23 protein-coding genes are annotated in these 23,611 nt (G+C 68.2%); 13 read left to right on the top strand and 10 right to left on the bottom strand.

The window, feature by feature from the left end; all coding sequences use genetic code 11:
- The 5 genes from P6166_RS07775 to P6166_RS07755 all read left to right on the top strand — a co-directional run.
- Positions 1 to 821, top strand: an 821-nt coding sequence (locus P6166_RS07775; protein ID WP_277763898.1) for a copper resistance protein B, incomplete at its 5' end; no start/stop codon positions are given.
- Positions 822 to 915: 94 nt separating this feature from the next.
- A complete protein-coding gene (gene gloA / locus P6166_RS07770) occupies positions 916 to 1,446 on the top strand; it encodes a lactoylglutathione lyase (RefSeq protein ID WP_277763897.1) in 531 nt (176 codons plus the stop codon).
- 47 nt (positions 1,447 to 1,493) lie between these two features.
- A complete protein-coding gene (gene def, locus P6166_RS07765) occupies positions 1,494 to 2,006 on the top strand; it encodes a peptide deformylase (RefSeq protein ID WP_277763896.1) in 513 nt (170 codons plus the stop codon).
- 87 nt (positions 2,007 to 2,093) lie between these two features.
- Positions 2,094 to 2,240 (top strand): hypothetical protein, encoded by a 147-nt coding sequence (locus P6166_RS07760; protein ID WP_277763895.1) that lies wholly within the window; start codon positions 2,094 to 2,096, stop codon positions 2,238 to 2,240.
- Positions 2,241 to 2,249: 9 nt separating this feature from the next.
- A complete protein-coding gene (locus P6166_RS07755; protein ID WP_277763894.1) occupies positions 2,250 to 2,402 on the top strand; it encodes a class IIb bacteriocin, lactobin A/cerein 7B family in 153 nt (50 codons plus the stop codon).
- Positions 2,403 to 2,663: 261 nt separating this feature from the next.
- Here the strand turns inward: P6166_RS07755 and P6166_RS07750 are convergent, their stop codons facing one another.
- The 3 genes from P6166_RS07750 to glmS all read right to left on the bottom strand — a co-directional run bounded on the left by P6166_RS07750 (position 2,664) and on the right by glmS (position 7,307).
- Positions 2,664 to 4,136 carry a UdgX family uracil-DNA binding protein gene (locus P6166_RS07750; RefSeq protein ID WP_277763893.1) on the bottom strand — a complete coding sequence of 491 codons (1,473 nt, stop codon included), beginning with the start codon at positions 4,134 to 4,136 and terminating at the stop codon, positions 2,664 to 2,666.
- Positions 4,137 to 4,145: 9 nt separating this feature from the next.
- On the bottom strand, positions 4,146 to 5,390 hold the full coding sequence (locus P6166_RS07745) for a putative DNA modification/repair radical SAM protein (RefSeq protein ID WP_277763892.1): 1,245 nt from the start codon (positions 5,388 to 5,390) through the stop codon (positions 4,146 to 4,148).
- A gap of 87 nt (positions 5,391 to 5,477) precedes the next feature.
- Positions 5,478 to 7,307, bottom strand: a complete 1,830-nt coding sequence (glmS, locus tag P6166_RS07740; RefSeq protein ID WP_277763891.1) for a glutamine--fructose-6-phosphate transaminase (isomerizing) — start codon at positions 7,305 to 7,307, stop codon at positions 5,478 to 5,480.
- Positions 7,308 to 7,509: 202 nt separating this feature from the next.
- On the opposite strand from glmS, the gene P6166_RS07735 reads away from it, so the two are divergent.
- The 7 genes from P6166_RS07735 (at position 7,510) to P6166_RS07705 (ending at position 16,116) form a co-directional block, all read left to right on the top strand.
- Positions 7,510 to 8,784: an efflux RND transporter periplasmic adaptor subunit gene (locus P6166_RS07735; RefSeq protein WP_277763890.1), complete on the top strand. Its 1,275-nt coding sequence runs from the start codon at positions 7,510 to 7,512 to the stop codon at positions 8,782 to 8,784.
- 44 nt (positions 8,785 to 8,828) lie between these two features.
- Positions 8,829 to 9,554, top strand: a complete 726-nt coding sequence (locus P6166_RS07730; RefSeq protein ID WP_277763889.1) for an ABC transporter ATP-binding protein — start codon at positions 8,829 to 8,831, stop codon at positions 9,552 to 9,554.
- 10 nt (positions 9,555 to 9,564) lie between these two features.
- Positions 9,565 to 10,866, top strand: a complete 1,302-nt coding sequence (locus P6166_RS07725; RefSeq protein WP_277763888.1) for an ABC transporter permease — start codon at positions 9,565 to 9,567, stop codon at positions 10,864 to 10,866.
- Between the two features lie 78 nt (positions 10,867 to 10,944).
- Positions 10,945 to 12,159, top strand: a complete 1,215-nt coding sequence (locus P6166_RS07720) for an FtsX-like permease family protein (RefSeq protein ID WP_277763887.1) — start codon at positions 10,945 to 10,947, stop codon at positions 12,157 to 12,159.
- 13 nt (positions 12,160 to 12,172) lie between these two features.
- Positions 12,173 to 13,354, top strand: a complete 1,182-nt coding sequence (locus P6166_RS07715; RefSeq protein ID WP_277763886.1) for an FtsX-like permease family protein — start codon at positions 12,173 to 12,175, stop codon at positions 13,352 to 13,354.
- Between the two features lie 81 nt (positions 13,355 to 13,435).
- Positions 13,436 to 14,779, top strand: a complete 1,344-nt coding sequence (locus P6166_RS07710; protein ID WP_277763885.1) for a sigma-54 dependent transcriptional regulator — start codon at positions 13,436 to 13,438, stop codon at positions 14,777 to 14,779.
- The gene (locus tag P6166_RS07705; RefSeq protein WP_277763884.1) at positions 14,776 to 16,116 is read left to right on the top strand and encodes a HAMP domain-containing sensor histidine kinase; all 1,341 of its coding nucleotides are present in this window, start codon (positions 14,776 to 14,778) and stop codon (positions 16,114 to 16,116) included. The genes P6166_RS07710 and P6166_RS07705 overlap by 4 nt, the downstream gene beginning before the upstream one ends.
- Before the next feature lie 10 nt (positions 16,117 to 16,126).
- On the opposite strand, the gene glmU is transcribed toward P6166_RS07705, so the two are convergent.
- Positions 16,127 to 17,491 (bottom strand): bifunctional UDP-N-acetylglucosamine diphosphorylase/glucosamine-1-phosphate N-acetyltransferase GlmU, encoded by a 1,365-nt coding sequence (gene glmU, locus P6166_RS07700; protein WP_277763883.1) that lies wholly within the window; start codon positions 17,489 to 17,491, stop codon positions 16,127 to 16,129.
- A gap of 84 nt (positions 17,492 to 17,575) precedes the next feature.
- Here glmU and P6166_RS07695 point away from each other — a divergent pair, with 84 nt between their 5' ends.
- A complete protein-coding gene (locus tag P6166_RS07695; RefSeq protein WP_277763882.1) occupies positions 17,576 to 17,956 on the top strand; it encodes a GtrA family protein in 381 nt (126 codons plus the stop codon).
- A gap of 63 nt (positions 17,957 to 18,019) precedes the next feature.
- On the opposite strand, the gene P6166_RS07690 is transcribed toward P6166_RS07695, so the two are convergent.
- The 6 genes from P6166_RS07690 to P6166_RS07665 form a co-directional block, all read right to left on the bottom strand.
- On the bottom strand, positions 18,020 to 18,445 hold the full coding sequence (locus P6166_RS07690; RefSeq protein ID WP_277763881.1) for a F0F1 ATP synthase subunit epsilon: 426 nt from the start codon (positions 18,443 to 18,445) through the stop codon (positions 18,020 to 18,022).
- Positions 18,446 to 18,510: 65 nt separating this feature from the next.
- Complete coding sequence (atpD, locus tag P6166_RS07685; RefSeq protein ID WP_277763880.1) at positions 18,511 to 19,938, bottom strand: F0F1 ATP synthase subunit beta; 1,428 nt, start codon at positions 19,936 to 19,938, stop codon at positions 18,511 to 18,513.
- Between the two features lie 40 nt (positions 19,939 to 19,978).
- Positions 19,979 to 20,842 (bottom strand): F0F1 ATP synthase subunit gamma, encoded by an 864-nt coding sequence (gene atpG, locus P6166_RS07680; protein WP_277763879.1) that lies wholly within the window; start codon positions 20,840 to 20,842, stop codon positions 19,979 to 19,981.
- A 75-nt stretch (positions 20,843 to 20,917) separates the two neighbouring features.
- Positions 20,918 to 22,465, bottom strand: a complete 1,548-nt coding sequence (gene atpA, locus P6166_RS07675) for a F0F1 ATP synthase subunit alpha (protein WP_277763878.1) — start codon at positions 22,463 to 22,465, stop codon at positions 20,918 to 20,920.
- Positions 22,466 to 22,510: 45 nt separating this feature from the next.
- Positions 22,511 to 23,038 carry a F0F1 ATP synthase subunit delta gene (locus tag P6166_RS07670; protein ID WP_277763877.1) on the bottom strand — a complete coding sequence of 176 codons (528 nt, stop codon included), beginning with the start codon at positions 23,036 to 23,038 and terminating at the stop codon, positions 22,511 to 22,513.
- A gap of 3 nt (positions 23,039 to 23,041) precedes the next feature.
- Positions 23,042 to 23,512: a F0F1 ATP synthase subunit B gene (locus tag P6166_RS07665; RefSeq protein ID WP_277763876.1), complete on the bottom strand. Its 471-nt coding sequence runs from the start codon at positions 23,510 to 23,512 to the stop codon at positions 23,042 to 23,044.
- Positions 23,513 to 23,611: the final 99 nt, after the last annotated feature.

Below are 23,611 nucleotides of genomic sequence, written 5' to 3'. Positions count from 1 at the left end.
AGATGGACCACTCGCAGATGGACCACTCGCAGATGGACCACTCGCAGATGGACCACTCGCAGATGGACCACTCGCAGATGGACCACTCGCAGCGTGAGTCCACGGCCTCGCCCCGCACGCCGATCCCGGCGCCGACCCCCGCGGATTTCGCCGCCGCGTTCCCCGCGTTGCGGGACGCGCACATGCACGGCGCGCAACCCGTCCATTACGTGCTGGTCGACCGCCTGGAAGGCTGGAACCATGATGCCGGCAGCGGGCAGGCGTGGGAGGTCAACGGCTGGTACGGCGGCGACATCCATCGCCTGCGGCTGCGCAGCGAAGGCGAACGCGAAGCCGGGCGCACGCACGCCGCCGACGCCGAACTACTCTACGGGCGCGCGATCTCGCCCTGGTGGGAGCTGGTGGCCGGCGTGCGGCAAGACTTCGCGCCCGGCGCATCGCGGGCGCGCGTGGCGATCGGCGTGCAGGGCCTGGCGCCATACAAGTTCGAGGTGTCGGCGACCGCGTATCTCGGCGGTGGCAGTGGCGCCGGGCTTCGTCTCGAAGGCGAATACACGCTGTGGCTGACCTCTCGCTGGATCCTGCAGCCGCGGCTGGAAGCGAACCTGTCCACCGGGCAGGACGCGCGCCGTGGCGAGGGTGGCGGACTGGACAGCGCCAGTGTCGGGCTGCGCCTGCGCTACGAAGCCAGCCGGCGTTTCGCACCCTACGTGGGCTGGGAACACGAACGCCGCTTCGGCGATGCCGCCCGCTTCGCGCGCGATGACGGCGACGACGCCCGCGGCAGCCGCTTCGTGGCCGGCGTGCGCTTCTGGTTCTGAGTGTTGCAATGGGCCGTCGGCAGGCGGCGGCTACAATGACGCCACCTGCCGATGCGCCCGGCGCATCCCTCCCCATGCCCATCAAGGTATTGCCATGAGCCTCCAGACCCTCCAGCAGCCGCCCGGCGTTGCCGCTCAGCCGCCCGTCGAGACCACCGGCTTCGTCTTCAACCACACGATGTTGCGCGTGAAGGACATCGTGAAATCGCTGGACTTCTACACGCGCGTGCTGGGCTTCCGCCTGATCGACCAGCGCGATTTCCCCGAGGCGCAGTTCAGCCTGTACTTCCTGGCCCTGCTGCCCGCCGGCACGCACATCCCCGACGACGACGCCGCGCGCCGCGTGTGGATGGCCGGCATCCCCGGCGTCCTGGAACTGACCCACAACCACGGCACCGAACAGCAGGAAGGCCCGGTCTACCACGACGGCAACCGCGACCCGCGCGGCTTCGGCCACATCTGCGTGTCCGTGCCGGATATCCATGCCGCCTGCGCCCGCTTCGACGCGCTCGAGGTGCCCTACCAGAAGCGCCTGGAAGACGGCCGCATGAAGCACCTGGCCTTCATCAAGGACCCGGACGGCTACTGGGTGGAGATCATCTCCAACACGCCGCTGGCCGGTTGACCGCGGCCACGCTCTAGAATGGCCGGGCGCCTTACAGGAGCCCCGCCATGATCCGCGACATCCTCCGCATGGGCGATCCGCGCCTGCTGCGCATCGCCCCGCCGGTCACCCGCTTCGACGACACGCTGAGGGCGCTCGTCGCCGACATGTTCGACACCATGGACCACGCGCACGGCGTGGGGCTGGCCGCGCCGCAGATCGGCGTGGACCTGCAGTTGATGGTGTTCGGCTTCGACCAGAGCACCCGGTATCCCGACGCGCCGGCGGTGCCGCGCACCGCGCTGGCGAACGTGGAGATCACCCCGTTGTCCGGGGACCTGGAGGATGGCTGGGAAGGCTGCCTGTCCATCCCCGGGTTGCGCGCGGTGATCCCGCGCTGGCGCGTGATTCGCTACCGCGGCCAGACGCCGGATGGCGAGTGGCTGGAACGCGAGGCCGAGGGCTTCCATGCGCGGGTGGTGCAGCACGAGCACGACCACCTCATCGGGCGGCTCTACCCTTCGCGCATCCGTGATTTCGGCAAGTTCGGCTTTGAGGATGTGCTGTCCTACGAGCTCTAGGCACTCGAAACCGGTTGAATATTCGCATGGTGCATCCGGCGACGGCGCGCAACATTAGCGCGACCCCCACGCTCACAGGAGAACGCCATGCGTGAATTGAATGAAAGGGACATCGAGATGATCCGCGGGGGCGAGATGTCCACCCGCTCGAAGGTGATCATCGGGACGGCGCTGGTGCTGTCGCCGGTACTGGGGGCAGGCATGCTGCTCGGCTACTACAGCAATCGCCAGTAGGTGCCGGCCATGCGTGAACTCTCTTCGCAGGAAGTGGCTGCCGTGTCCGGTGGCGTGAATCCCCTCATGGTGCTCGGCATGGCCGGAGGCTTTTTCGTGTTTGGCTATGGCATGGGCAAGGACCTCGCCCAGCGCGACAACGCCGCGCAAAGGGCGCGCTGAGTACGTGCCGTGACGCATGATCGCCCCATCGCCAAGCCGGCGTCCGCCAACGGACGACGAAACCATGGCTCCGGCCTTGTGGTACTGATCGCCTGGATGGTCTTCGGGGCTTTCGTGGCCGGCTACTACACGGGGAAGCAGCTCGCCCGCGGCGACAATCGGCAGGAGCCGCACAGTCCGTCGGCCAGTGGCGGCTGAGTAGAGGCACGGGCCGCGTGGATGCGCGGCCCTCACGGTTTTTCGTGGCGCGTGGATCGGGCCCTAGCCCGCCACGCTTGATTCGCTCGGCCGATGTGCTTCGTCGCCTGCGGCATGCCCGGGCATCTCATCGCACAGCAGTGCCAGATCCGCCTGCAGGCTTTGCCGCCACACGTCGCGCTGCCCCGGCGGCTGGCGCAGCACCGCGGAAGGGTGATAGGTAGCGAACGCGCGCACGCCGCTTTCCATCACCTGCCATTGGCCGCGCTGCGCGGACAGCCGGAAGTCCGGGCCGAACAGCGCGAGGGCCGCCGTACCGCCGAGCGCCACGACGATCTGCGGCCGCACGAGGTCCAGCTCGCGCTGCAGCCAATGGCCACAGGCCTGCACGTGCATGCGCTCGGGGTTGCGATGCAGGCGCCGCTTGCCGCGCTGTTCGAAACGGAAGTGCTTCACCGCATTGGTGACGAACATGACGCGCCGGTCCAACCCCAGCGAGCGCAGCACTTCATCGAGCAGCTGGCCTGCCGGCCCCACGAAGGGGCGGCCCGTGAGATCTTCCGCGTCGCCCGGCTGCTCGCCCACCAGCATGATCTTCACCGTCGCGGGGCCTTCGCCGCGCACCGCCTGCGTGGCCGGCTCCCACAGCGGACACCGCCGGCACGCGACCAACCCCTGGGCCAGCGCATCCAGCGTTTGCGGTGCGGGCGATGGGGCTTCCGCCGCGCGGACGGGCACGCGCCGCCGGACGGGCGCCGGCGCGCGCTCGGCCATGGCCTGCATGCGTGGGCCGGCTTCGCGCACGAGGTCCGGCAGCAGGCGCGCCTCCGGCAACAGTCCCCAGTACTTCTGCGGCATCTCCTGACGCATCATCCGCGGGTTGAGGCGGGCCGGATTGAAGATGTTCGCGTAGTACGTGCGCCACAGCGATTCCTGCTCATCGTCCGCGGGCGCGGCGGCGCGCGTGGTGCCGTCGCCGAAGTGCAACTGGCCCTCCGCCCAGCGCACGCTGCGGTACGGGGTCAGGATCGCCCAGCGCATGCCGGCGAAGCGCCGGGCAAAGAACGGCGCCACACGGTCCACGATCAGGTGCTCGGGCTCGAACCACGCGACGTAATGCTCCGCCTCGCCGGCCAGCGCGCGAAAGCGCACGAACGCCTTCATCTTGTGCGTATCGCGACGCACGGATTTTTCCAGCTCGCGCGCGCGGTGCACGTCCGGGTCGGTGCTGCGCTCGATCAAGCGCGGCTCGCCGTGCGCCATGCGCCACAGCAGGCGGTACAGCAACGCATGCCGCTGCGGATCGCGATGACAGCAGACGGCCTCGGCCAGCGCGATGAAGTCGCGCGAGACGCGAAACTGCGGGGCGGGCACGGCGACAGGCGTGGCCTCTGCAGGCGAGTCGAAGGCCAAGCCACCCTGCGCGGCGTCGTCCCAGCGGAGGGATTCCGGCGGCCAACCGGCCCCCAGCGCCTTGCGCGCCTGCACGCGCCAGGCGGTGGCGTCCCAAGCAGGTTCGACATTCAGCAGGTGCATCGCCGGGAATCAGTCGAACAGGCTGGCCTGGCGCGGCGCCGGCGCCAGCGAAGCGCGCAGGCGCGCGGGATCATCCAGCTGCCCGCGCGGATGGTGGTCGAGCACGCGGATGAATGGCGCCACCTTTTTCATCGGCAGCCGCAGCCGCTGCAAATCCGCGAAGCGCAGCCGGCCGTGCCGGCGTGCCGTGACGATTCGCCCCACGCTGCGCGTCCCCAACCCGGGCACGCGCAGCAACGTTTCGCGGCTCGCCACGTTGATATCGACCGGGAACTGCTCGGGATGGCGCAAGGCCCAGGCCAGCTTCGGGTCGATGTCCAGGTCGAGCATGCCGGCAGATTGCGCCGGCACGATCTCCTCCACGGAAAAGCCATAAAAGCGCAGCAGCCAGTCCGCCTGGTACAGCCGGTTCTCGCGCTGCAGCGGCGGCGCCTGCAGCGGCAGGCGCGTGGAGGCGTCGGGAATCGGGCTGAAGGCGGAGTAGTACACGCGCCGCAGCCGGAAGTTGCCGTAGAGGTTGTCGGAGGTGGCCAGGATCGTGCGATCCGCCTCGCCATCGGCGCCGACGATCATCTGCGTGCTCTGCCCGGCCGGCGCGAACCGCGGCGGCTTGGCGCGGCCGGGCGCGGCCGCCTTGCGCGCTTCGACGCCTTCCTCGATACGCCAGCGCAGCTCGCCCATCGCCGCACGGATGCGCGGCTGGCTTTTCTCCGGTGCGAGCCGGCCCAGGGCGCCCTCGGTGGGCAGTTCGACATTGATGCTGAGGCGGTCGGCATACCGGCCCGCGGCGGCCAGCAGCTCGGGCGCCGCGTCGGGAATCGTCTTGAGATGGATGTAGCCAGCGAACCGATGCTCCTCGCGCAGCGAACGCGCCACCGCCACCAGCTGCTCCATGGTGTAGTCGCTGTCGCGGATGATGCCGCTGGAGAGGAACAAGCCTTCGATGTAGTTGCGCTTGTAGAAATCCAGCGTCAGCCGCACCACTTCCTCCGGCGTGAAGCGCGCGCGGCGCACGTTGCTGGACACGCGGTTGACGCAGTAAGCGCAATCGAAGATGCAGAAGTTGGTCAGCAGGATCTTGAGCAGCGACACGCACCGGCCATCGGGCGTGTAGGAGTGGCAGATGCCCATGCCCTCGGTGCTGCCGATCCCGCCAGTGCCCAGCGAGTTCCGCTTGCCCGCGCCACTGGAGGCGCAGGAGGCATCGTATTTCGCGGCATCGGCCAGCACCGCCAGCTTGTCCATGAGTTCCATCGTGGGACTGTGGACACGCTCCGTCTCAATCCGTGAGACGGAGCGGCGCAGCTGCCGTGCGCCGCTGACCGGTTCAGCCTGAATGCTTTATTCGACGGTGACGGACTTGGCCAGGTTGCGCGGCTTGTCCACGTCGGTGCCGCGCGCCAGCGCGGTGTGATAGGCCAGCAGCTGCACCGGAATGGTGTGGACGATCGGGCTCAGCACGCCGACGTGGCGCGGGGTGCGCATCAGGTGCACGCCCTCCGATTCGGTGAAGTGGCTGTCCTGGTCGGTGAACACGAACAGCTCGCCGCCGCGTGCGCGCACTTCCTGCATGTTGGACTTCACCTTTTCCAGCAGGCGGTCGTTCGGCGCGATCACCACCACCGGCATCGCGGCATCCACCAGCGCCAGCGGCCCGTGCTTCAGTTCGCCCGCCGGATAGGCCTCGGCATGGATGTAGGAGATCTCCTTGAGCTTGAGCGCGCCTTCCAGCGCGATCGGGTAATGCAGGCCGCGGCCCAGGAACAACGCGTTCTGGTGGGTGGCGAAGCGTTCGGCCCACGCCATGATCTGCGGCTCCAGGTTCAGCGCGTGCTGCACGCTGCCAGGCAGGAAGCGCAGCTGCTCCAGGTAGTCGGCTTCCTGCGCGGCGTCGATGCGGCCGTGCAGCTTGCCCAGCACCACCGTCAGCTGGAACAGCACCGCCAGCTGGGTGGTGAACGCCTTGGTGGAAGCCACACCGATCTCGGCGCCGGCGCGGGTGTAGCACACCAGTTCGCTGGCGCGCGGGATCGCGCTTTCCGGCACGTTGCAGATCGACAGCGTGTGCTTGTGGCCGAGCGACTTGGCGTACTTGAGCGCCTCCATCGTGTCCAGCGTTTCTCCGGACTGCGAAATCGTCACCACCAGGTGCTTGGGGTTCGCATAGGCCGCGCGGTAGCGGTACTCGCTGGCAATCTCCACGCTGCACGGCAGCCCGGCGATGGCTTCGATCCAGTAGCGCGCGGTCAAGCCGGCGTAATAGCTGGTGCCGCACGCCAGGATCTGCACACCTTCGATATCGCGCAGCACCTCGGCGGCTTCCCGGCCGAACAGTTCGGCCGGAAAGCCGCCGGCGTCGATGGCCGCCTCGATGGTGTCCGACAGCGCGCGCGGCTGCTCGTGGATTTCCTTCTGCATGAAGTGGCGATACGGTCCCAGCTCCAGCGAAGCCAGCGACACGTCCGACACATGCACCGGCCGCTCGACCGACGCACCGTGTTCGTCGAACACCCGCACGCTCTCGCGGCGCAGCTCGGCGGTATCGCCTTCTTCCAGGAAGATCACCTGGCGCGTGGCCTGCACGATCGCCGACACGTCCGAGGCGACGAACTGTTCGCCTTCACCCAGGCCGACCAGCAGCGGGCAGCCCATGCGGGCGACCACCAGCCGCTCCGGCTCGGCCTGGCTGACCACCGCCAACGCGTAGGCGCCGGTAAGTTCCTTCACCGTGACCTGCAACGCGCCCAGCAGGTCGCGGCCCTGCTGCAGATGGTGGTGGATCAGGTGCGCGATGACCTCGGTATCGGTCTGCGACTCGAACACGTAGCCCAGCGCGCGCAGTTCTTCGCGCTTGGCCTCGTGGTTCTCGATGATGCCGTTGTGCACCAGCGCCACGCCGTGGCTGATGTGCGGATGGGCGTTGGCCTCGGTCACCCCGCCGTGGGTGGCCCAACGGGTGTGGCCGATGCCCAGGCGGGCGGAGAAGCCCTCGGCCTCGGCAGCCGCGGCCATCTCCGATACCCGCCCCGTCCTGCGCACGCGGCGCAGCTGCGGGCCATCCAGCACGGCAATGCCGGAGGAGTCATAGCCGCGGTATTCCAGGCGCTTGAGCCCTTCGATCAGGACGGGAACCACATCGCGATCCGCGATCGCGCCAACAATGCCGCACATGGAGAGTCTGCCGGGGTAAAGGTGGACATTGTGCCATGTCCGTTTCTGACCGACCCCTGACCACGGCCGGACATCGCGTCCGCCGCGGTGTCCGCGGACACTGCGGACACTTCCGCCCCCTGCGTACATGCTTTGAATTCAATGACTTGCATGTGGCACGGAAACTGCTTTGATCTGGCGGACTCCATCCCTCCAAGCACCCATGGCCATCCGCGACACCTCTGCCCAGGACCACGTCATCTCCCGCCAGGCCGCGCCCGCGCCGTGGCGCCGCTGGATCTGGCCGGGCGTCGCCGCCGTGGTGGTCCTGGTGGGCATTGCGTGGGCCGTCTCGGGCTGGCTGGCGGGCAGCCGCTCCTTCCAGGCCTCGCGCGTGCGCATCGCCGAAGTGCAGCGCGGCGACCTGGTGCGCGACATCTCCGCCGATGGCCGGGTGATCGCCGCCAACAGCCCGGTCCTGTATGCGATCTCCGCCGGCACGGTCACCCTGAAGGTGGTGGCCGGCGACGTGGTCAAGCAGGGCCAGGAGCTGGCGGTGATCGACAGCCCGGAACTGCGCAGCAAGCTGGCGCAGGAGCAGGCCACTCTCGCCGGCCTGGAAGCGGAAGCCAGCCGCGCCGCGCTCGACGCCGTGCTCGCCCGCGCCACCGCCAGCAAGACCACCGACCAGGCCGGCCTGGTGCGCACTGCCGCCGAGCGCGACCTGGCCCGCTACCAGCGCGGCTTCGATGGCGGCGCGGTGCCGGAGGTCGACCTGGCCAAGGCGCGCGATGAACTGAAGAAGGCCGAGATCGAACTGCAGCACGCGCAGAAGGACTCGGCGCTGGAAAGCCAGGGCGCCGACCTGGATGCACGCAACAAGCGCCTGCTGGCTGATCGCCAGCGCGCGGTGGTGGCCGAAGTGCAGCGCCAGGTCGACGCGCTGACCCTGCGCGCCCCGTTCGACGGCCAGGTGGGCCAGGTGCAGGCCACCCAGCACACCAACGTGGCGGCGAACGCGCCGATCCTGGGCGTGGTGGACCTGTCCAAGTTCGAGATCGAGATCAAGGTGCCGGAGAGCTTCGCCCGCGACCTGGCGATCGGCATGCCGGCGCAGCTCACCAGCGGCAGCGGCGAACCTTTCGCCGGCGCGATCTCGGCGGTATCGCCCGAGGTCGTCAACGGCGAGGTCAACGCGCGCATCCGCTTCAGCGACAAGCAGCCGGCCGGCCTGCGCCAGAACCAGCGCATGAGCGCGCGGGTGGTGATGGATACCCGCCGCAACGTGCTCAAGGTCGAGCGCGGCCCGTTCGTCGAACAGTCCGGCGGCCGCTATGCCTACGTCATGGACGGCAGCGCGGCGGTGCGTCGTCCCGTGCAGCTCGGCGCCGCCAGCCTCGGCGAGATCGAGGTGATCTCCGGCTTGCAGCCGGGCGACCGCGTGGTCGTCTCCGGCAGCGACCAGTTCGGCGATGCCGAACGCGTCACCGTCCACTGATGCCTTTCCACCCTGTCATTCCTCAAACCCAGAAGGAACGCCCCATGCTCCAGATGCAGTCGGTCTCCAAGGTCTTCCGCACCGAACAGGTGGAAACCCACGCGCTGCGCTCGCTCGACCTGCACGTGCGCGAAGGCGAGTTCGTCGCCGTGACCGGCCCGTCCGGTTCGGGCAAGACCACTTTCCTCAACATCGCCGGCCTGCTGGAAACCTTCACCAGCGGCCAGTACCTGCTCGACGGCGAGGATGTGAGCCACCTCAGCGACGATGCCCGCTCGCGCCTGCGCAACCGCAAGATCGGCTTCATCTTCCAGGGCTTCAACCTGATCCCGGACCTCAACCTGTTCGACAACGTGGACGTGCCGCTGCGCTACCGCGGCATGCCGGCGGCCGAGCGCCGCACGCGCATCGAGGATGCGCTGGGCAAGGTCGGGCTGGGCTCGCGCATGAAGCACTACCCGGCCGAGCTGTCCGGCGGCCAGCAGCAGCGCGCGGCCATCGCGCGTGCGTTGGCCGGTAGCCCGCGCCTGCTGCTGGCCGACGAACCGACCGGCAACCTCGACTCGCAGATGGCACGCGGGGTGATGGAGCTGATGGAGGAGATCAACGCCCAGGGCACCACCATCGTCATGGTGACCCACGACCCGGAACTGGCTGCGCGTGCGCAGCGCAATGTGCACATCGTCGACGGCCAGGCCACCGACCTGGCGCGCGATGCGGTCCTGCTGCGCCCGCAGGGCGTGCCCACCCCGATCGCCGCCCACGAGTGAGGCCCGCGCCATGTTCGGCTACTACTTCAACCTCGCGCTGCGCAGCTTCCGCCGCAACAAGGTGCTGACCTCGCTGATGGTGCTGGCCATCGCACTGGGCATCGGCACCAGCATGACCACGCTGACGGTGTTCTACATCCTCTCCGGCGATCCGCTGCCGGGGCGCAGCGACCACCTGTACTACGTGCAGATGGACCCGGCTTCGATGGACGGCTACCTCGCCGGCGAGGAGCCCTCCGAGCAGGTCACCCGCTTCGATGCCGAGAAGATGCTCGCCGAGAAGAAGGCCGACCGGCAGGCGGTGATGACCGGCGGCAACATCGCGCTGGAGCCGGAGAAATCCGGGCTGCGCCCGTTCAACACCGATGCCCGCTTCACCTCGGCCGATTTCTTCCCGATGTTCGGCTTGCCGTTCGAGTACGGCAACGCGTGGAACGCCAGCGAAGACGCCGGCCGCGCACGCGTGGCGGTGATCTCCAAGGAACTCAACGAGAAGCTGTTTGACGGCAAGAACAGCGTCGGCAAGACGATCCGCCTGGAGCAGAACGACTTCCGCATCATCGGCGTGCTCAAGTACTGGCGCCCGACCCCGCGCTTCTACGACCTCAACAGCGACCGCTACGGCACGGTGGAAGAAGTGTTCGTGCCCTTCTCCACCGCCGTGGACCTGAAGTTCAGCCGCTCCGGCTCCATGGACTGCTGGGGGGATTCGGGCAAGGACGAGACCTCGGTGAGCGCCCCCTGCGTGTGGCTGCAGTACTGGGTGCAGTTGGACGACGCCTCCAAGGTGTCCGAGTTCCGCCAGTACCTGTCCAACTACTCCGACCAGCAGCGCCAGGCCGGCCGCTTCGAGCGTCCGACCAACGTGCGCCTGCGCAGCGTGATGGAGTGGCTGGAGTTCAAGAACGTGGTGCCCAACGACGTGCGCCTGCAGACCTGGCTGGCATTCGGCTTCCTGGTGGTGTGCCTGGTCAACACGATCGGGCTGCTGCTGGCCAAGTTCATGCGCCGCAGCGGCGAGATCGGTGTGCGTCGCGCCCTGGGCGCCTCGCGCCGCTCGATCTTCGCGCAGGCGTTGGTGGAGGCCGGCACGATCGGCCTGGCCGGCGGCATCCTCGGCTTGTTGCTGGCACTGCTTGGCCTGTGGGCGGTGCGGCAGCAGCCGGCCAGCTACGCAGAACTGGCGCACCTGGACCCGCTGATGCTCATCACCACCTTCGTCCTCGCCCTGGCGGCCAGCCTGCTCGCCGGCCTGTTGCCGGCATGGCGTGCCTGCCAGGTCGCCCCGGCGCTGCAGCTCAAGTCCCAATAACCGCTTTCCGTTGACCCGGCCGTCCCCGGAGCTCTCTCTCCGACGGCCGGGACAGCGGACCTTCACGGGAAGACCCTCATGGAAATCCGTCCCATCCTCTCCACCTTGCGCCGGCACAAGACCGCCGCGGCGCTGATCGTGGTCGAGATCGCGCTGAGCTGCGCCATCATCTGCAACGCCCTGTTCCTCATCGGCAACCGCCTCGAACGCATGGATCGCGTCAGCGGCGCGGCGGAGGACGAGGTCGTGCGCGTGCAGATCACCGGCATCGGGCGCGACGACAATCCCCGCGCGATGACCGCCTCCGACGAGGCGGCACTGCGCGGCATCCCCGGCGTGAAGTTCGCCAGCGTCGCCAACCAGGTGATGTTCGGCAATTCTTCCTGGAACAGCGGCGTGAACCTCACCCCGGACCAGAAGCGCTCCACGCTCAACGCCACCACCTACCTGGGCGGCGAGCAGTTGCTCGATACGCTGGGCCTGCAACTCGTGGAAGGCCGCAAGTTCAACCCGGACGAGTTCGTCGAAGCCGACGAAGACGAGCAGAAGGTGCCGGCCGTCATCATCACCCGCGCGATGGCGAACAAGTTGTTCCCGGGTGAGTCGGCCCTGGGCAAGAGCATCTACAGCTGGGGCGACCGGCCGATCAAGGTGGTCGGCGTGGTCGAGCACCTCGCCCGGCCCAACGAAGGCGGTCGCGGCGCGGATGCCTACGAGTACTCGATGGTCTTCCCGATCCGCATTTCCTACGTGATGGGCGGCAACTACCTGCTGCGCACCGACCCGGCGCGCCGCGACGAGGTGATGAAGGCCGCGGTGGCCGCGCTGGAGCGCAACAGCCCGAACCGCATCATCCTCAAGCAGGAAACGCTGCAGGACATGCGCCAAGGCTACTACCAGCAGGATCGCTCGATGGCCTGGCTGCTGGTGGCGGTGTGCGTGGCGCTGCTGGTGGTGACCGCGCTGGGGATCGTGGGCCTGGCCAGCTTCTGGGTGCAGCAGCGCACCAAGCAGATCGGTATTCGTCGTGCGCTGGGCTCCACGCGCGGGCAGATCCTGCGTTACTTCCAGACCGAGAACTTCCTGCTGGCGACCATCGGCATCGTCATCGGCATGACGCTGGCCTACTCGGCCAACCTGTGGCTGATGCAGCGCTACGAATTGCCGCGGCTGCCGCTGATCTACCTGCCGTGCGGCGCGATCGCGCTGTGGTTGCTGGGGCAGCTGGCGGTGCTGGGCCCGGCACGGCGCGCCGCGGCGGTGCCGCCGGCCGTGGCGACCCGCAGCGCCTGAGCCGGCGACGGCGATGCTGGGTGGCGACCCGTTCCTGGCATCGCTGCGGCGGCACCGGCTGGCCGCCGGGCTGATCGTGCTGCAGTGCGCGCTCACCACCGTGGTGCTGGCCTTGGCGTTGGCCAAGGCCGGCGAATGGCGAGCGCGCATCACCGCGCCCAGCGGCGTGGACGAGACCCGGCTGATCCGGCTCGTCATCCGCGGTGCGGCCGATGCCCAGGTCCTGGCGCGCGAGCGGGCGGCGCTGGCGCGGTTGCCCGAGGTGCAACGCGTGGTCACGATCAATCAGGTGCCCTTCGGCATCGACGACTGGTCGGCGCAGTTCGGTCTTTCGCCCGATGGCACGCGTGGCAGGGTGAGCGCCACCGTGTACTTCGGCGATGAAGCGCTGCGCGCCCAGTTGGGCGTGCCACTGCGGGAGGGCCGCGACTTCCTGCAGCGGGAATACACCGGCACACGCCTGCATGCCGCCCACAGCGTCCAGGTGGATGCCACCTTGGCCCGGCAGCTGTTCCATGGCGAGCCGGCGGTGGGTCGCACGCTCCATGCCCTCGGCGCACCGCCGCTGCGCGTGGTCGGCGTGTACGCGCCGCTGCAGGGCCCACGTGCCGACGGACGACCGACGCTGATCCTGCCGGCGCATCTGGACCTGGGCCAGGTGGGCGTCTACCTGCTCCGCCTGCACGGCCAGACGCCGCCGAAGGCCGACCGCGTGAGCGAGGCGATCGCCACACCAGGGGCGCGGCGGTGGGTGTCGGACTATCGCAGCCTGGCCGAACTGCGCGAGGCCTACTTCCGCCATGACCGCTGGCTGGCCACCGGCCTGCTGCTCGGCATGGGATTGTGGCTGCTGTGCACCGGCGTGGGGCTGGCCAACCTCGCCGACCTTCTGTTGCAGGCGCGGGTGCGGCAGATCGGCCTGTGCCGCGCGCTGGGTGCGCGCAGCGCGCAGATCCGCTGGCAACTGCGGCGCGAGAACCTGCTGCTGGCCGGCGTGGGTGCGCTGGCCGGCCTGGCCTGGCTACACCTGCTGCTGCGCGCGTGGCCCTGGCTGGGCATGCAGCTGGAGACCGGCGGCATCGCGCTGCAGGCACTCGCCGCGGCACTGGTGGTGCTGACCGGCCAGTGCGCGATGTGGCCGATCACCCGCGAAGCCGACGCGGTGCCGCTGGCCGCCGGCATTCGCTGGGCTTGAGCCTTTCGGCGGCGCGGCGCGACTTTCCCCCGGGCAACTGCGATCATCCTTCCATCCCCACAGCCGACTGCCTTCGACACGATGTCCAACGTCCTGATCATCGATGACAACCACGCGGTCGCCACGGCACTGGAAGTGCTGTTCTCGCTGCATGACATCGAGACCGGCCATGCCGACTCGCCGCAGGCCGGCCTGGCAAGGCTGGAGGAGCAGGCGTTCGACCTGGTGATCCAGGACATGAACTTCACCGCGGACACCACGTCCGGCGAGGAGGGCCAGGCATTGTTCGCGCAGATCCGCGAGCGCCACCCGGACCTGCCGGTGATCCTGCTTACCGCGTGGACACACCTGGATAGCGCGGTGGAGCTGGTCAAGGCCGGCGCCGCCGACTACATCGCCAAGCCGTGGGACGACCGCAAGCTGCTGACCACGGTGAACAACCTGCTCGAACTGTCCGAGGCGCGGCGCGAGCTGGACCGCCGCCGCGACCGCGAGCAACGCAGCCGCCAACAGCTGGCCGAGCGCTTCGACCTGCGCGGCGCGGTCTTCGCCGACCCGGCGAGCGAGCGCGCGATCGCGCTGGCGTGCCAGGTAGCGCGCTCGGACCTGCCGGTGCTGATCACCGGGCCGAACGGCAGCGGCAAGGAGAAGATCGCCGAGATCATCCAGGCCAACTCCTCGGTGCGCAACGGCCCGTTCGTGGCGCTGAACTGCGGCGCCATTCCTTCCGAGTTGATCGAGGCCGAACTGTTCGGTGCCGAAGCCGGCGCCTATACCGGGGCGAACAAGGCGCGCGAAGGCAAGTTCGAGGCGGCCGATGGCGGCACGCTGTTCCTGGACGAGATCGGCAACCTCTCCGCGGCCGGGCAGATGAAGCTGCTGCGCGTGCTGGAGACCGGGCGCTTCGAGCGCCTGGGTTCCAACCGCGAGCGCCAGGCCAAGGTGCGCGTGATCAGCGCCACCAATGCCAACCTGCCTGGCATGATCCGCGAGGGCAGCTTCCGCGAGGACTTGTACTACCGGCTCAACACGGTGGAAGTGGCCATGCCGCCGTTGGTCGAGCGGCCCGGCGACATCCTGCCGCTGGCGCAGCACTTCCTGGCGTCCGGCAAGCCGTTGTCGCCGCAGGCCCGCAGCCTGCTGCAACGCCACCCGTGGCCGGGCAACGTGCGCGAGCTGCGCAACGTGATCCAGCGTGCCGAACTGCTTTCGCAAGGCGCGCGCATCGAGGCGAGCGACCTCAACTTGCCGACGCCGCCGGCGGTGCGCCTGGCTAGCAATGGCCAGGAGCCGGATCGCGCCCGCATCGAGCAGGCGCTCTCGCGCGCGCATGGGGTGATCGCGCAGGCCGCGGCGGACCTGGGCATGAGCCGCCAGGCGCTGTATCGGCGCATGGACCGTTACGGAATTCCACGCGAGGGATGATGAGCCGCTCCTTCACTTTCCGCCTGTTCGTGCGGCTGCTGCCGGTGCTGGCACTGGCCGCGGCGATGCCCTGGCTGCTGGCGTACTGGCTCGACCGCGGTTGGGAAGTCGCGGCGGTATCCGGTGCGCTGCTGCTATGGCTGATGTGGTGGGTGCTGCACCGTGCGACGGCGCCGATGCGTTCGCTGTTCCGCGCGCTGGCCGGCACCACCAGCAGCTATCGCGATGGCGAGTACAACTTCGGCGTGCACTGGCGCGGCGATGACGAGCTCGCGCAACTGGTGCAGGCCCATTCGGAGCTGGGCGAGGTACTGCGCGAACAGCGCCAGAGCCTGGTGCAGCGCGAGCTGATGCTCGATGCGATGGTGCAGAACACGCCGGTGGCGATGATCCTGGTGGCCGCCGGCGGCGACGGCATCCGCCGCATCACCTTCTCCAACATCGCCGCGCGCAAGCTTCTGCATGGTGGCTGGCGGCTGGAGGGCCAGCGCATCGACGCGCTGCTGGAGCAGATGCCGGCCGAGCTGCGCGATGCGATTGCCCGCGGCGGCGACAGCCTGTTTGCCGTGCGCGAGGAGGACGGGGACGAGGACGACGAGCAGATCTACCACCTCGCCCACCGCAGCTTCCACCTCAACGGCCGCGTGCACGAACTGTTGCTGATCCGCCTGCTGACGCCGGAGCTGCGCCGGCAGGAAGTGCAGACCTGGAAGAAGGTGATCCGGGTGATCAGCCACGAGTTGAACAACTCGCTGGCACCGATCGCCTCGCTGGCGCATTCCGGCGCCGAACTGGTGCGGCGGCAGAAGACCGAGCGGCTGGGCGAGATCTTCGGCACGATCGAGGACCGCGCGCGGCATCTGGAAGGCTTCATCCGCGGCTACGCGCGCTTCGCCAAGCTGCCGCAGCCGCAACTGCAGACGGTGCAGTGGGAGCAGTTCCTGTCCGGCCTGCAGCAGCAGATTCCGTTCCGCCTGCACTTGCAGTCGCCGGACATGTGCAGCCGCGTGGACGTGGCGCAGCTGGGCCAGGCGCTGCTGAACCTGCTCAAGAACGCGCACGAGGCGTGCGCGGAGGCCACGATACCGAACGACGACGTGGAGCTGCGCCTGAGCCGGTTGCCGCAATGGCTGCGCATCGAAGTGCTGGATCGGGGCAACGGCATGAACGAGGCCGTGCTGCAGAACGCCCTGATGCCGTTCTACTCCACCAAGCGCAACGGTACCGGCCTGGGCCTGGCGCTCACGCGCGAGATCGTCGAAGCGCACGGCGGGCGCATTTCGTTGCAGAACCGCAGCGATGGCGGCCTGTGCGTGGTGATCTTGCTGCCCGCCTAGGGCCGGCGACTCATTTTTTCTTGGGCCGCTGCCACGCTTCGATGCTGACCTGCTTGGCGCGCGCGACCGTCAGCTGGCCCGCCGGCGCGTTACGCGTGACCACCGAGCCCGCGCCGATGGTGGCGTTGTCGCCGATCTCGATCGGCGCCACCAGCGCGCTGTTGGAGCCGACGAACACCCCGTCGCCGATCTTCGTCACCCACTTGTTCACGCCGTCGTAGTTGCAGGTGATCGTGCCCGCGCCGACGTTTACGCCGGCACCGATCTCCGCATCGCCCAGGTAGGTGAGGTGGTTGGCCTTGCTGCCCACGCCCAGGCGGGCCTTCTTGGTCTCCACGAAATTGCCGACGTGCACGCCATCGGCCAGCACGGTGCCGGGGCGCAGGCGCGCGTAGGGGCCGATCTGCACCGCGCCTTCGGCAACGACGCCTTCCAGGTCGCAGTGCGCGCGCACGACCGTGCCCGCCGCCAGCTTGACGTCGCGCAGGCGGGTGAACGGGCCGATGACGACGCCATCGCCCAGCTCGACCTCGCCTTCGAACACCACGTCCACATCGATGCGCACGTCCAGGCCCACCTTCACCGTGCCGCGCTGGTCCACGCGCGCCGGATCGGCCATGTGCGCACCCTGCAGGCACAGCGCCTTGGCGGCGCGCAGCTGGAACGCGCGCTCGAGCTGGGCCAGTTGCCACGGGTCGTTGGCGCCTTCGGCTTCCTGCGGGTCGGCCACGCCCACCATGTCGGCCGGGCTGAACTCGGCGGCGGCGCTGGCGAACACGTCGGTCAGGTAGTACTCGCCTTGCGCGTTGTTCGGCGAAAGGTGCGCGAGCCAGCGGCGCAGCGCGGTGGATTCGGCGGCGATGATGCCCGTGTTGACCACGCGGAGGCGGCGCTGCTCGTCGTCGGCATCCTTCTGCTCGACGATGGCGGCCACCTTGCCCTCGGCATCGCGCACGATGCGGCCGTAGCCGGTGGGATCGGCCGGCTCGGCCACCAGCACCGCCAGGCGGGCCTGCGTGTCGAGCAGGCGCTGCAGGGTCTCGGCGCGGATCAACGGCACGTCGCCGTACAGCACCAGCACGTTGGCCGCGTCGGGCACGTGGGGCATGGCTTGCTCGACCGCATGGCCCGTGCCCAGGCGCTGGGCCTGCTCGGCCCAGCGCAGGTCGGCCTGGCCCGCGAACGCCGCGCGCACCTGTTCGCCGCCATGCCCGTGGACGATGTGGATCGCCTCCGGATGCAACTGCCGCGCCGCGTCGATCACGTGCGCGAGCATCGGCCGGCCGGCGATGGGCTGGAGCACCTTCGGCAGCGCGGATTTCATCCGCTTGCCCTCGCCGGCGGCCAGGATGATGACGTGCAGGGGAAGCGACATGGGCACTGAACCGAATGAGCGTTGTTGTAGGGATTTTATGCGCAGAACGATACGATTGCCTGCCCTCGTCTCCGCAACCGCGCAATGATTCTTCGCCAAGGCACCCAGTTCATCGTGATCGGCCTCGTCCAGCTCTGCCTGGATTGGTCATTGTTCGTTGCCTTCACCGGCGCGGGCATGCCGGTGCCGGTCGCGAACGTTTGCAGCCGCGTGTGCGCGGCGTTGGTGGGCTTCTGGCTAAACGGCCGGTTCACGTTTGCCCAGGACGGCCAGCATCGGCTGGGCTGGCGTTCGCTTTCGCGCTATATCGCGGTATGGCTGGTGCTGACCGCTACCAGCACCCTGCTCGTCGGCGCGCTGGCCGCGCATCTTGGGTTGAAGCTGGCGTGGCTCGCCAAGCCGGTGGTCGAGGCAGGATTGGCGGTGCTGTCGTTCCTGCTGATGCGCCACGTCGTCTACCGCTGACGACCCGCCACAAACGAAAACGCCGGCACGAGGCCGGCGTTTCCGATCAAGCCGCGATACCGCTCAGTGCTTGAGGTTGCGGCGCAGGCGCTCCAGCGCCTGCAGCTGGGCGGTGACTTCGGCCAGCTTGGCCTGGGCCTCGGCCACTTCCATCGCCTCGCCGCGGTTGGCCAGGATGCGCTCGGCTTCTTCCTTCGCCTTGCGCACGGCGGCTTCGTCGATGTCCTGCGCGCGCACGGCGGTATCGGCCAGCACGGTCACGACCTGCGGCTGCACTTCCAGGATGCCGCCGGAAATGGCGAAGTCCAGCTGTTCGCCACTGGCGGTCGTGACAACCACCTTGCCCGGCTTCAGGCGGGTGATCAGCGGCGCGTGCTTGGGCGCGATGCCCAGCTCGCCCAGTTCGCCGGTGGCCACGACCAGGGTCGCCTCGCCGCGGAAGATCTCCTGCTCGGCGCTGACGATGTCGCAACGGATGGTGCTGCTCATGGTTCGCTTCTCTTCCGTTCGATGCCTTCCCGCACGCGGGAAGGCACCAGGTCAGGGGCCGGGGATCAGGCCTTCTCGGCCATCTTCTTGGCCTTCTCGACGGCTTCGTCGATGGTGCCGACCATGTAGAACGCCTGCTCCGGCAGGTGGTCGTACTCGCCGTCCACGATGCCCTTGAAGCCGCGGATGGTCTCCTTCAGCGACACGTACTTGCCCGGCGAGCCGGTGAACACTTCGGCCACGTGGAACGGCTGGCTGAAGAAGCGTTCGATCTTGCGGGCGCGCGAAACGGCCTGCTTGTCTTCCTGCGACAGCTCGTCCATGCCCAGGATCGCGATGATGTCCTTCAGCTCCTTGTACTTCTGCAGGGTCTGCTGGACGCGCTGGGCAGTGTCGTAGTGCTCGTTGCCGATGACGTTCGGGTCCATCTGGCGGCTGGTCGAGTCCAGCGGGTCGACCGCCGGGTAGATGCCGAGCGAGGCGATCGAGCGCGACAGCGTCACGGTCGAATCCAGGTGGGCGAAGGTGGTGGCCGGCGACGGGTCGGTCAGGTCGTCCGCGGGCACGTACACGGCCTGGATCGAGGTGATCGAACCGGTCTTGGTCGAGGTGATGCGTTCCTGCAGGACGCCCATTTCCTCGGCCAGGGTCGGCTGGTAACCCACCGCCGACGGCATGCGGCCCAGCAGCGCCGAGACCTCGGTGCCCGCCAGCGTGTAGCGGTAGATGTTGTCCACGAAGAACAGCACGTCGCGGCCCTTGCCGTTGGCGTCCTTCTCGTCGCGGAAGTACTCGGCCATGGTCAGGCCGGTCAGCGCGACGCGCAGGCGGTTGCCCGGCGGCTCGTTCATCTGGCCGTAGACCATCGCCACCTTCGAGTCTTCCGGCTTCTCGACGTTGACGACGTTGGACTCGATCATCTCGTGGTAGAAGTCGTTGCCCTCGCGGGTACGCTCACCCACGCCGGCGAACACGGAAAGACCCGAGTGCGCCTTGGCGATGTTGTTGATGAGTTCCATCATGTTGACGGTCTTGCCGACGCCGGCGCCGCCGAACAGGCCGACCTTGCCGCCCTTGGCGAACGGGCACATCAGGTCGATGACCTTGATGCCGGTTTCCAGCAGCTCGGTGGCCGAGGCCTGCTCGTCGAAGCTCGGCGCGCTGCGGTGGATTTCCCAGCTGTCGGTGCTCTTGACCGGGCCGGCCTCGTCGATCGGGTTGCCGAGCACGTCCATGATGCGGCCCAGGGTGCCGCTGCCGACCGGCACGGAGATGCCGCGGCCGGTGTTGTTGGCCACCAGGTTGCGCTTCAGGCCGTCGGTCGAACCGAGGGCGATGGTGCGCACGACGCCGTCGCCCAGCTGCTGCTGGACTTCCAGCGTGATCGCGGTGCCTTCAACCTTCAGCGCGTCGTACACCTTCGGCACTTCGCTGCGCGGGAATTCGACGTCGACGACCGCGCCGATGATCTGAACGATCTTGCCCTGACTCATGGATGGATCCTCTAGATGTGATGCTGTTGAGCCGCGCGCGTCAGACTGCCGCTGCGCCGCCGACGATTTCGGAAATTTCCTGGGTGATCGCAGCCTGGCGGGCCTTGTTGTAGACCAGTTGCAGGGTGCCGATCAGCTTGCTGGCGTTGTCGCTGGCGGCCTTCATCGCCACCATGCGCGCGGCATGTTCGGAGGCCACGTTCTCCAGCACCGCCTGGTACACCAGCGACTCGATGTAGCGCGTCATCACGTGCTCGAGCACGGTCGCGGCATCGGGTTCGTACAGGTAGTCCCAGTCGTGGTGGGCGACCTTCGCCTCGGAGGCCGGCAGCGGCAGCAGCTGGTCGAAGCTGGCCTTCTGCGTCATGGTGTTCACGAAGTGGTTGTAGACCAGGTACACACGGTCCACGCGGCCTTCGGTGAAGGCATCCAGCATCACCTTGATCACGCCCACCAGCTGCTCGACATGCGGGGTATCACCCAGGTGGGTGACGCTGCCGACCATGTCGACCTTGACCCGGCGGAAGAAGGTCGAAGCCTTCTGGCCAATGGTCACCACGTCCACCTCGGCACCCTTGTCCTGCCACTGGCGCACCTCGCCCAGCATCTTGCGGAACAGGTTGTTGTTCAGGCCGCCGGCCAGGCCGCGGTCGGAGGAGACCACGATGTAGCCAACCCGCTTGACCTGCTCGCGCTCGACCAGGAACGGGTGCTGGTAGTCGGTGCTGGCTTGCGCCAGGTGGCCGATCACCTGCTTCATCGCCTGCGCGTAGGGACGCGAGGTCTTCATCCGCTCCTGTGCCTTGCGGATCTTGGAGGCCGAGACCATCTCGAGCGCGCGCGTCACCTTGCGGGTGTTCTGCACGCTCTTGATCTTGGTTTTGATTTCGCGTCCGCCTGCCATCTTCGCTCGCTCTGATCGCTGTCTGGTGGGGCCCGGGCGCGTCGCCGCGCCCCGTACCCTGCCCGGTTGCCGGTATTACCAGCTGCCGGTGGTCTTGAACTCTTCGATGCCCTTCTTGAAAGCGGCCTCGATGTCGCCGTTCCAGTCGCCGGTACTGTTGATCTTGCCGACCAGCTCGCCCTGGGTGTTGGCGAAGTGGGCGTGCAGGCCGTCCTCGAAGGACAGCAGCTTGGCGACCGGCACGTCGTCGAGGTAGCCCTCGTTGACGGCGTAGATGGTCAGCGCCTGGTTGGCGATGGACATCGGCAGGTACTGCTTCTGCTTCATCAGCTCGGTGACGCGCTGGCCGCGCTCGAGCTGCTTGCGGGTGGCTTCGTCCAGGTCCGAGGCGAACTGCGCGAACGCGGCCAGCTCACGGTACTGGGCGAGCGAGATGCGGATGCCGCCCGACAGCTTCTTGATGATCTTGGTCTGGGCCGCGCCACCGACGCGCGACACCGAGATACCGGCGTTCACGGCCGGACGGATACCGGCGTTGAACAGGTCGGTTTCCAGGAAGATCTGGCCGTCGGTGATCGAGATGACGTTGGTCGGCACGAACGCCGAGACGTCGCCGGCCTGGGTCTCGATGATCGGCAGCGCGGTCAGCGAACCGGTCTTGCCCTTCACTTCGCCGTTGGTGAACTTCTCCACGTACTCGGCCGACACGCGGGCGGCACGCTCGAGCAGGCGCGAGTGCAGGTAGAACACGTCGCCCGGGTAGGCTTCGCGGCCCGGCGGGCGCTTGAGCAGCAGCGAAATCTGGCGGTACGCCACGGCCTGCTTGGACAGGTCGTCGTACACGATCAGCGCATCTTCGCCGCGGTCCATGAAGTACTCGCCCATGGTGCAGCCCGAGTAGGCGCTGATGTACTGCATGGCGGCCGATTCGGACGCGGTGGCGGCCACGACGATCGTGTGCGCCAGGGCGCCGTTCTCTTCCAGCTTGCGCACGATGTTGGCGACGGTCGAGGCCTTCTGGCCGATCGCCACGTACACGCACTTGATGCCGGTGCCCTTCTGGTTGATGACCGCGTCGATGGCCATCGCGGTCTTGCCGGTCTGGCGGTCGCCGATGATCAGCTCGCGCTGGCCACGGCCGATCGGGATCATCGCGTCGACCGACTTGTAACCGGTCTGCACCGGCTGGTCGACCGACTTGCGCCAGATCACGCCCGGGGCAACGCGCTCGACCGGAGCGGTCAGCTGCGCGCCCAGCGGGCCCTTGCCGTCGATCGGCTCGCCCAGCGCGTTCACCACGCGGCCCAGCAGCTCCTTGCCCACCGGCACTTCGAGGATGCGGCCGGTGGTCTTGGCCACGTCGCCCTCGCGCAGGTGCTCGTAGTCACCCAGGACCACGGCGCCGACCGAATCGCGCTCCAGGTTCAGCGCCAGCGCAAAGGTGTTGTTCGGCAGCTCGATCATTTCGCCCTGCATCGCGTCGGCCAGGCCGAAGATGCGCACGATGCCGTCGGACACGCTGGTCACGGTGCCTTCGTTGCGCGATTCGGCCGACAGCTTGACCTTCTCGATGCGGGTCTTGATCAGTTCGCTGATTTCGGAGGGGTTGAGCGTGGTTGCCATCGTTCAGTCCTAGGTGCCGGCCGCAAGGCCGCGCGTTTATGAGTGTCAGTGTGCGAGCGAGTTCTGCAGGCGCTCGAGCTTGCCCTTGAGCGAACCGTCGATCACGACGTCGCCGGCGTCGATCACCGCGCCGCCGATCAGCGAGGCATCGACCGCGGTGGTGACTTCCACCTCGCGGCCGAAGCGCTTCTTCAGCGCAGCGACGATCTTGTCCAGCTCGGCCGGCGCCAGTTCCGCGGCGCTGGTGACGGTGGCCTTGACCACGCGCTCGGCGTCCGCGCGCAGCTGGTCGTACAGGCCCGAGATCTCGGGCAGCAGGGTCAGGCGCTGCGACTGCGCCAGCAGCGCCAGGAAACGCTGGAATTCCTCGCTGGCGCCCTCGGGGGCGAGCAGGCCCACGGCATCGCCCTGGCCCAGCTCCGGGTTCAGTAGCAGTCCGGCCACGCGCGGATCGCCGGCGACCTGCGCCGAGAACGACAGCGCGTCGCCCCACTGCGGGAAGCGGCCTTCGTCACGCGCGATCGCGAAAGCGGCGCGGGCATAAGGGCGGGCAAGGGTGAGGGCCTGGCTCATGAATCAGATCTCCGAAGCGAGTTCGTCCAGCAGCGCCTTGTGCGCGTTGGCATCGATCTCGCGCTTGAGCAGCTTTTCCGCACCGCTCACGGCCAGCACGGACACCTGCTTGCGCAGTTCCTCGCGGGCCCGGGTGGCGGCCGCGTCGATCTCGGCCTGGGCCAGATCCTTCTGACGGTTCGCCTCGGCGATGGCCTCGCTCTTGGCGGCGTCGACGATCTGGTTCGCACGCGCGTGGGCCTGGTCGATGATCTCGTTGGCCTTGGTGCGGGCTTCCTTCAGCGCCTCGTTGACCTTCTCCTGCGCCTGGGCCAGGTCTTTCTGGCTACGGTCGGCGGCGGCGAGGCCTTCGGCGATCTTCTGCTGGCGCTCTTCGATCGCCTTCATCAGCGGCGGCCAGATCTTGGTCGCGACGATCCAGATCAGACCGGCAAACGCCAGCGCCTGGGCAATGAGAGTAAAGCCGATATCCATGGGGTTTGCTCAATCGATGTTGACGGGGTGGGCGCGCCGCCCGGCGGGCGGCGCGTCCTAACCTTCATCCGCAACCGAAGCCCGCTGGGCGGGCTCCGG

The organism is Stenotrophomonas sp. HITSZ_GD (genome assembly GCF_029543105.1).
Lineage (GTDB): Bacteria > Pseudomonadota > Gammaproteobacteria > Xanthomonadales > Xanthomonadaceae > Stenotrophomonas_A.
This window is presented reverse-complemented; position numbering and strand designations above follow the sequence as displayed.

Excerpts from the sequence above, each read along its gene's own strand:
- atpA (WP_277763878.1), bottom strand. The coding sequence starts at position 22,465 with ATGGCAACCACGCTCAACCCCTCCGAAATCAGCGAACTGATCAAGACC.
- glmU (WP_277763883.1), bottom strand. The coding sequence starts at position 17,491 with ATGTCGCTTCCCCTGCACGTCATCATCCTGGCCGCCGGCGAGGGCAAG.
- glmS (WP_277763891.1), bottom strand. The coding sequence starts at position 7,307 with ATGTGCGGCATTGTTGGCGCGATCGCGGATCGCGATGTGGTTCCCGTC.
- P6166_RS07690 (WP_277763881.1), bottom strand. The coding sequence starts at position 18,445 with ATGAGCAGCACCATCCGTTGCGACATCGTCAGCGCCGAGCAGGAGATC.
- P6166_RS07725 (WP_277763888.1), top strand. The coding sequence starts at position 9,565 with ATGTTCGGCTACTACTTCAACCTCGCGCTGCGCAGCTTCCGCCGCAAC.
- P6166_RS07730 (WP_277763889.1), top strand. The coding sequence starts at position 8,829 with ATGCTCCAGATGCAGTCGGTCTCCAAGGTCTTCCGCACCGAACAGGTG.
- gloA (WP_277763897.1), top strand. The coding sequence starts at position 916 with ATGAGCCTCCAGACCCTCCAGCAGCCGCCCGGCGTTGCCGCTCAGCCG.
- P6166_RS07720 (WP_277763887.1), top strand. The coding sequence starts at position 10,945 with ATGGAAATCCGTCCCATCCTCTCCACCTTGCGCCGGCACAAGACCGCC.
- atpD (WP_277763880.1), bottom strand. The coding sequence starts at position 19,938 with ATGAGTCAGGGCAAGATCGTTCAGATCATCGGCGCGGTCGTCGACGTC.
- P6166_RS07670 (WP_277763877.1), bottom strand. The coding sequence starts at position 23,038 with ATGAGCCAGGCCCTCACCCTTGCCCGCCCTTATGCCCGCGCCGCTTTC.
- P6166_RS07760 (WP_277763895.1), top strand. The coding sequence starts at position 2,094 with ATGCGTGAATTGAATGAAAGGGACATCGAGATGATCCGCGGGGGCGAG.
- P6166_RS07710 (WP_277763885.1), top strand. The coding sequence starts at position 13,436 with ATGTCCAACGTCCTGATCATCGATGACAACCACGCGGTCGCCACGGCA.
- P6166_RS07735 (WP_277763890.1), top strand. The coding sequence starts at position 7,510 with ATGGCCATCCGCGACACCTCTGCCCAGGACCACGTCATCTCCCGCCAG.
- P6166_RS07750 (WP_277763893.1), bottom strand. The coding sequence starts at position 4,136 with ATGCACCTGCTGAATGTCGAACCTGCTTGGGACGCCACCGCCTGGCGC.
- P6166_RS07745 (WP_277763892.1), bottom strand. The coding sequence starts at position 5,390 with ATGGAACTCATGGACAAGCTGGCGGTGCTGGCCGATGCCGCGAAATAC.
- P6166_RS07755 (WP_277763894.1), top strand. The coding sequence starts at position 2,250 with ATGCGTGAACTCTCTTCGCAGGAAGTGGCTGCCGTGTCCGGTGGCGTG.
- def (WP_277763896.1), top strand. The coding sequence starts at position 1,494 with ATGATCCGCGACATCCTCCGCATGGGCGATCCGCGCCTGCTGCGCATC.
- P6166_RS07695 (WP_277763882.1), top strand. The coding sequence starts at position 17,576 with ATGATTCTTCGCCAAGGCACCCAGTTCATCGTGATCGGCCTCGTCCAG.
- P6166_RS07665 (WP_277763876.1), bottom strand. The coding sequence starts at position 23,512 with ATGGATATCGGCTTTACTCTCATTGCCCAGGCGCTGGCGTTTGCCGGT.
- P6166_RS07715 (WP_277763886.1), top strand. The coding sequence starts at position 12,173 with ATGCTGGGTGGCGACCCGTTCCTGGCATCGCTGCGGCGGCACCGGCTG.
- atpG (WP_277763879.1), bottom strand. The coding sequence starts at position 20,842 with ATGGCAGGCGGACGCGAAATCAAAACCAAGATCAAGAGCGTGCAGAAC.
- P6166_RS07705 (WP_277763884.1), top strand. The coding sequence starts at position 14,776 with ATGATGAGCCGCTCCTTCACTTTCCGCCTGTTCGTGCGGCTGCTGCCG.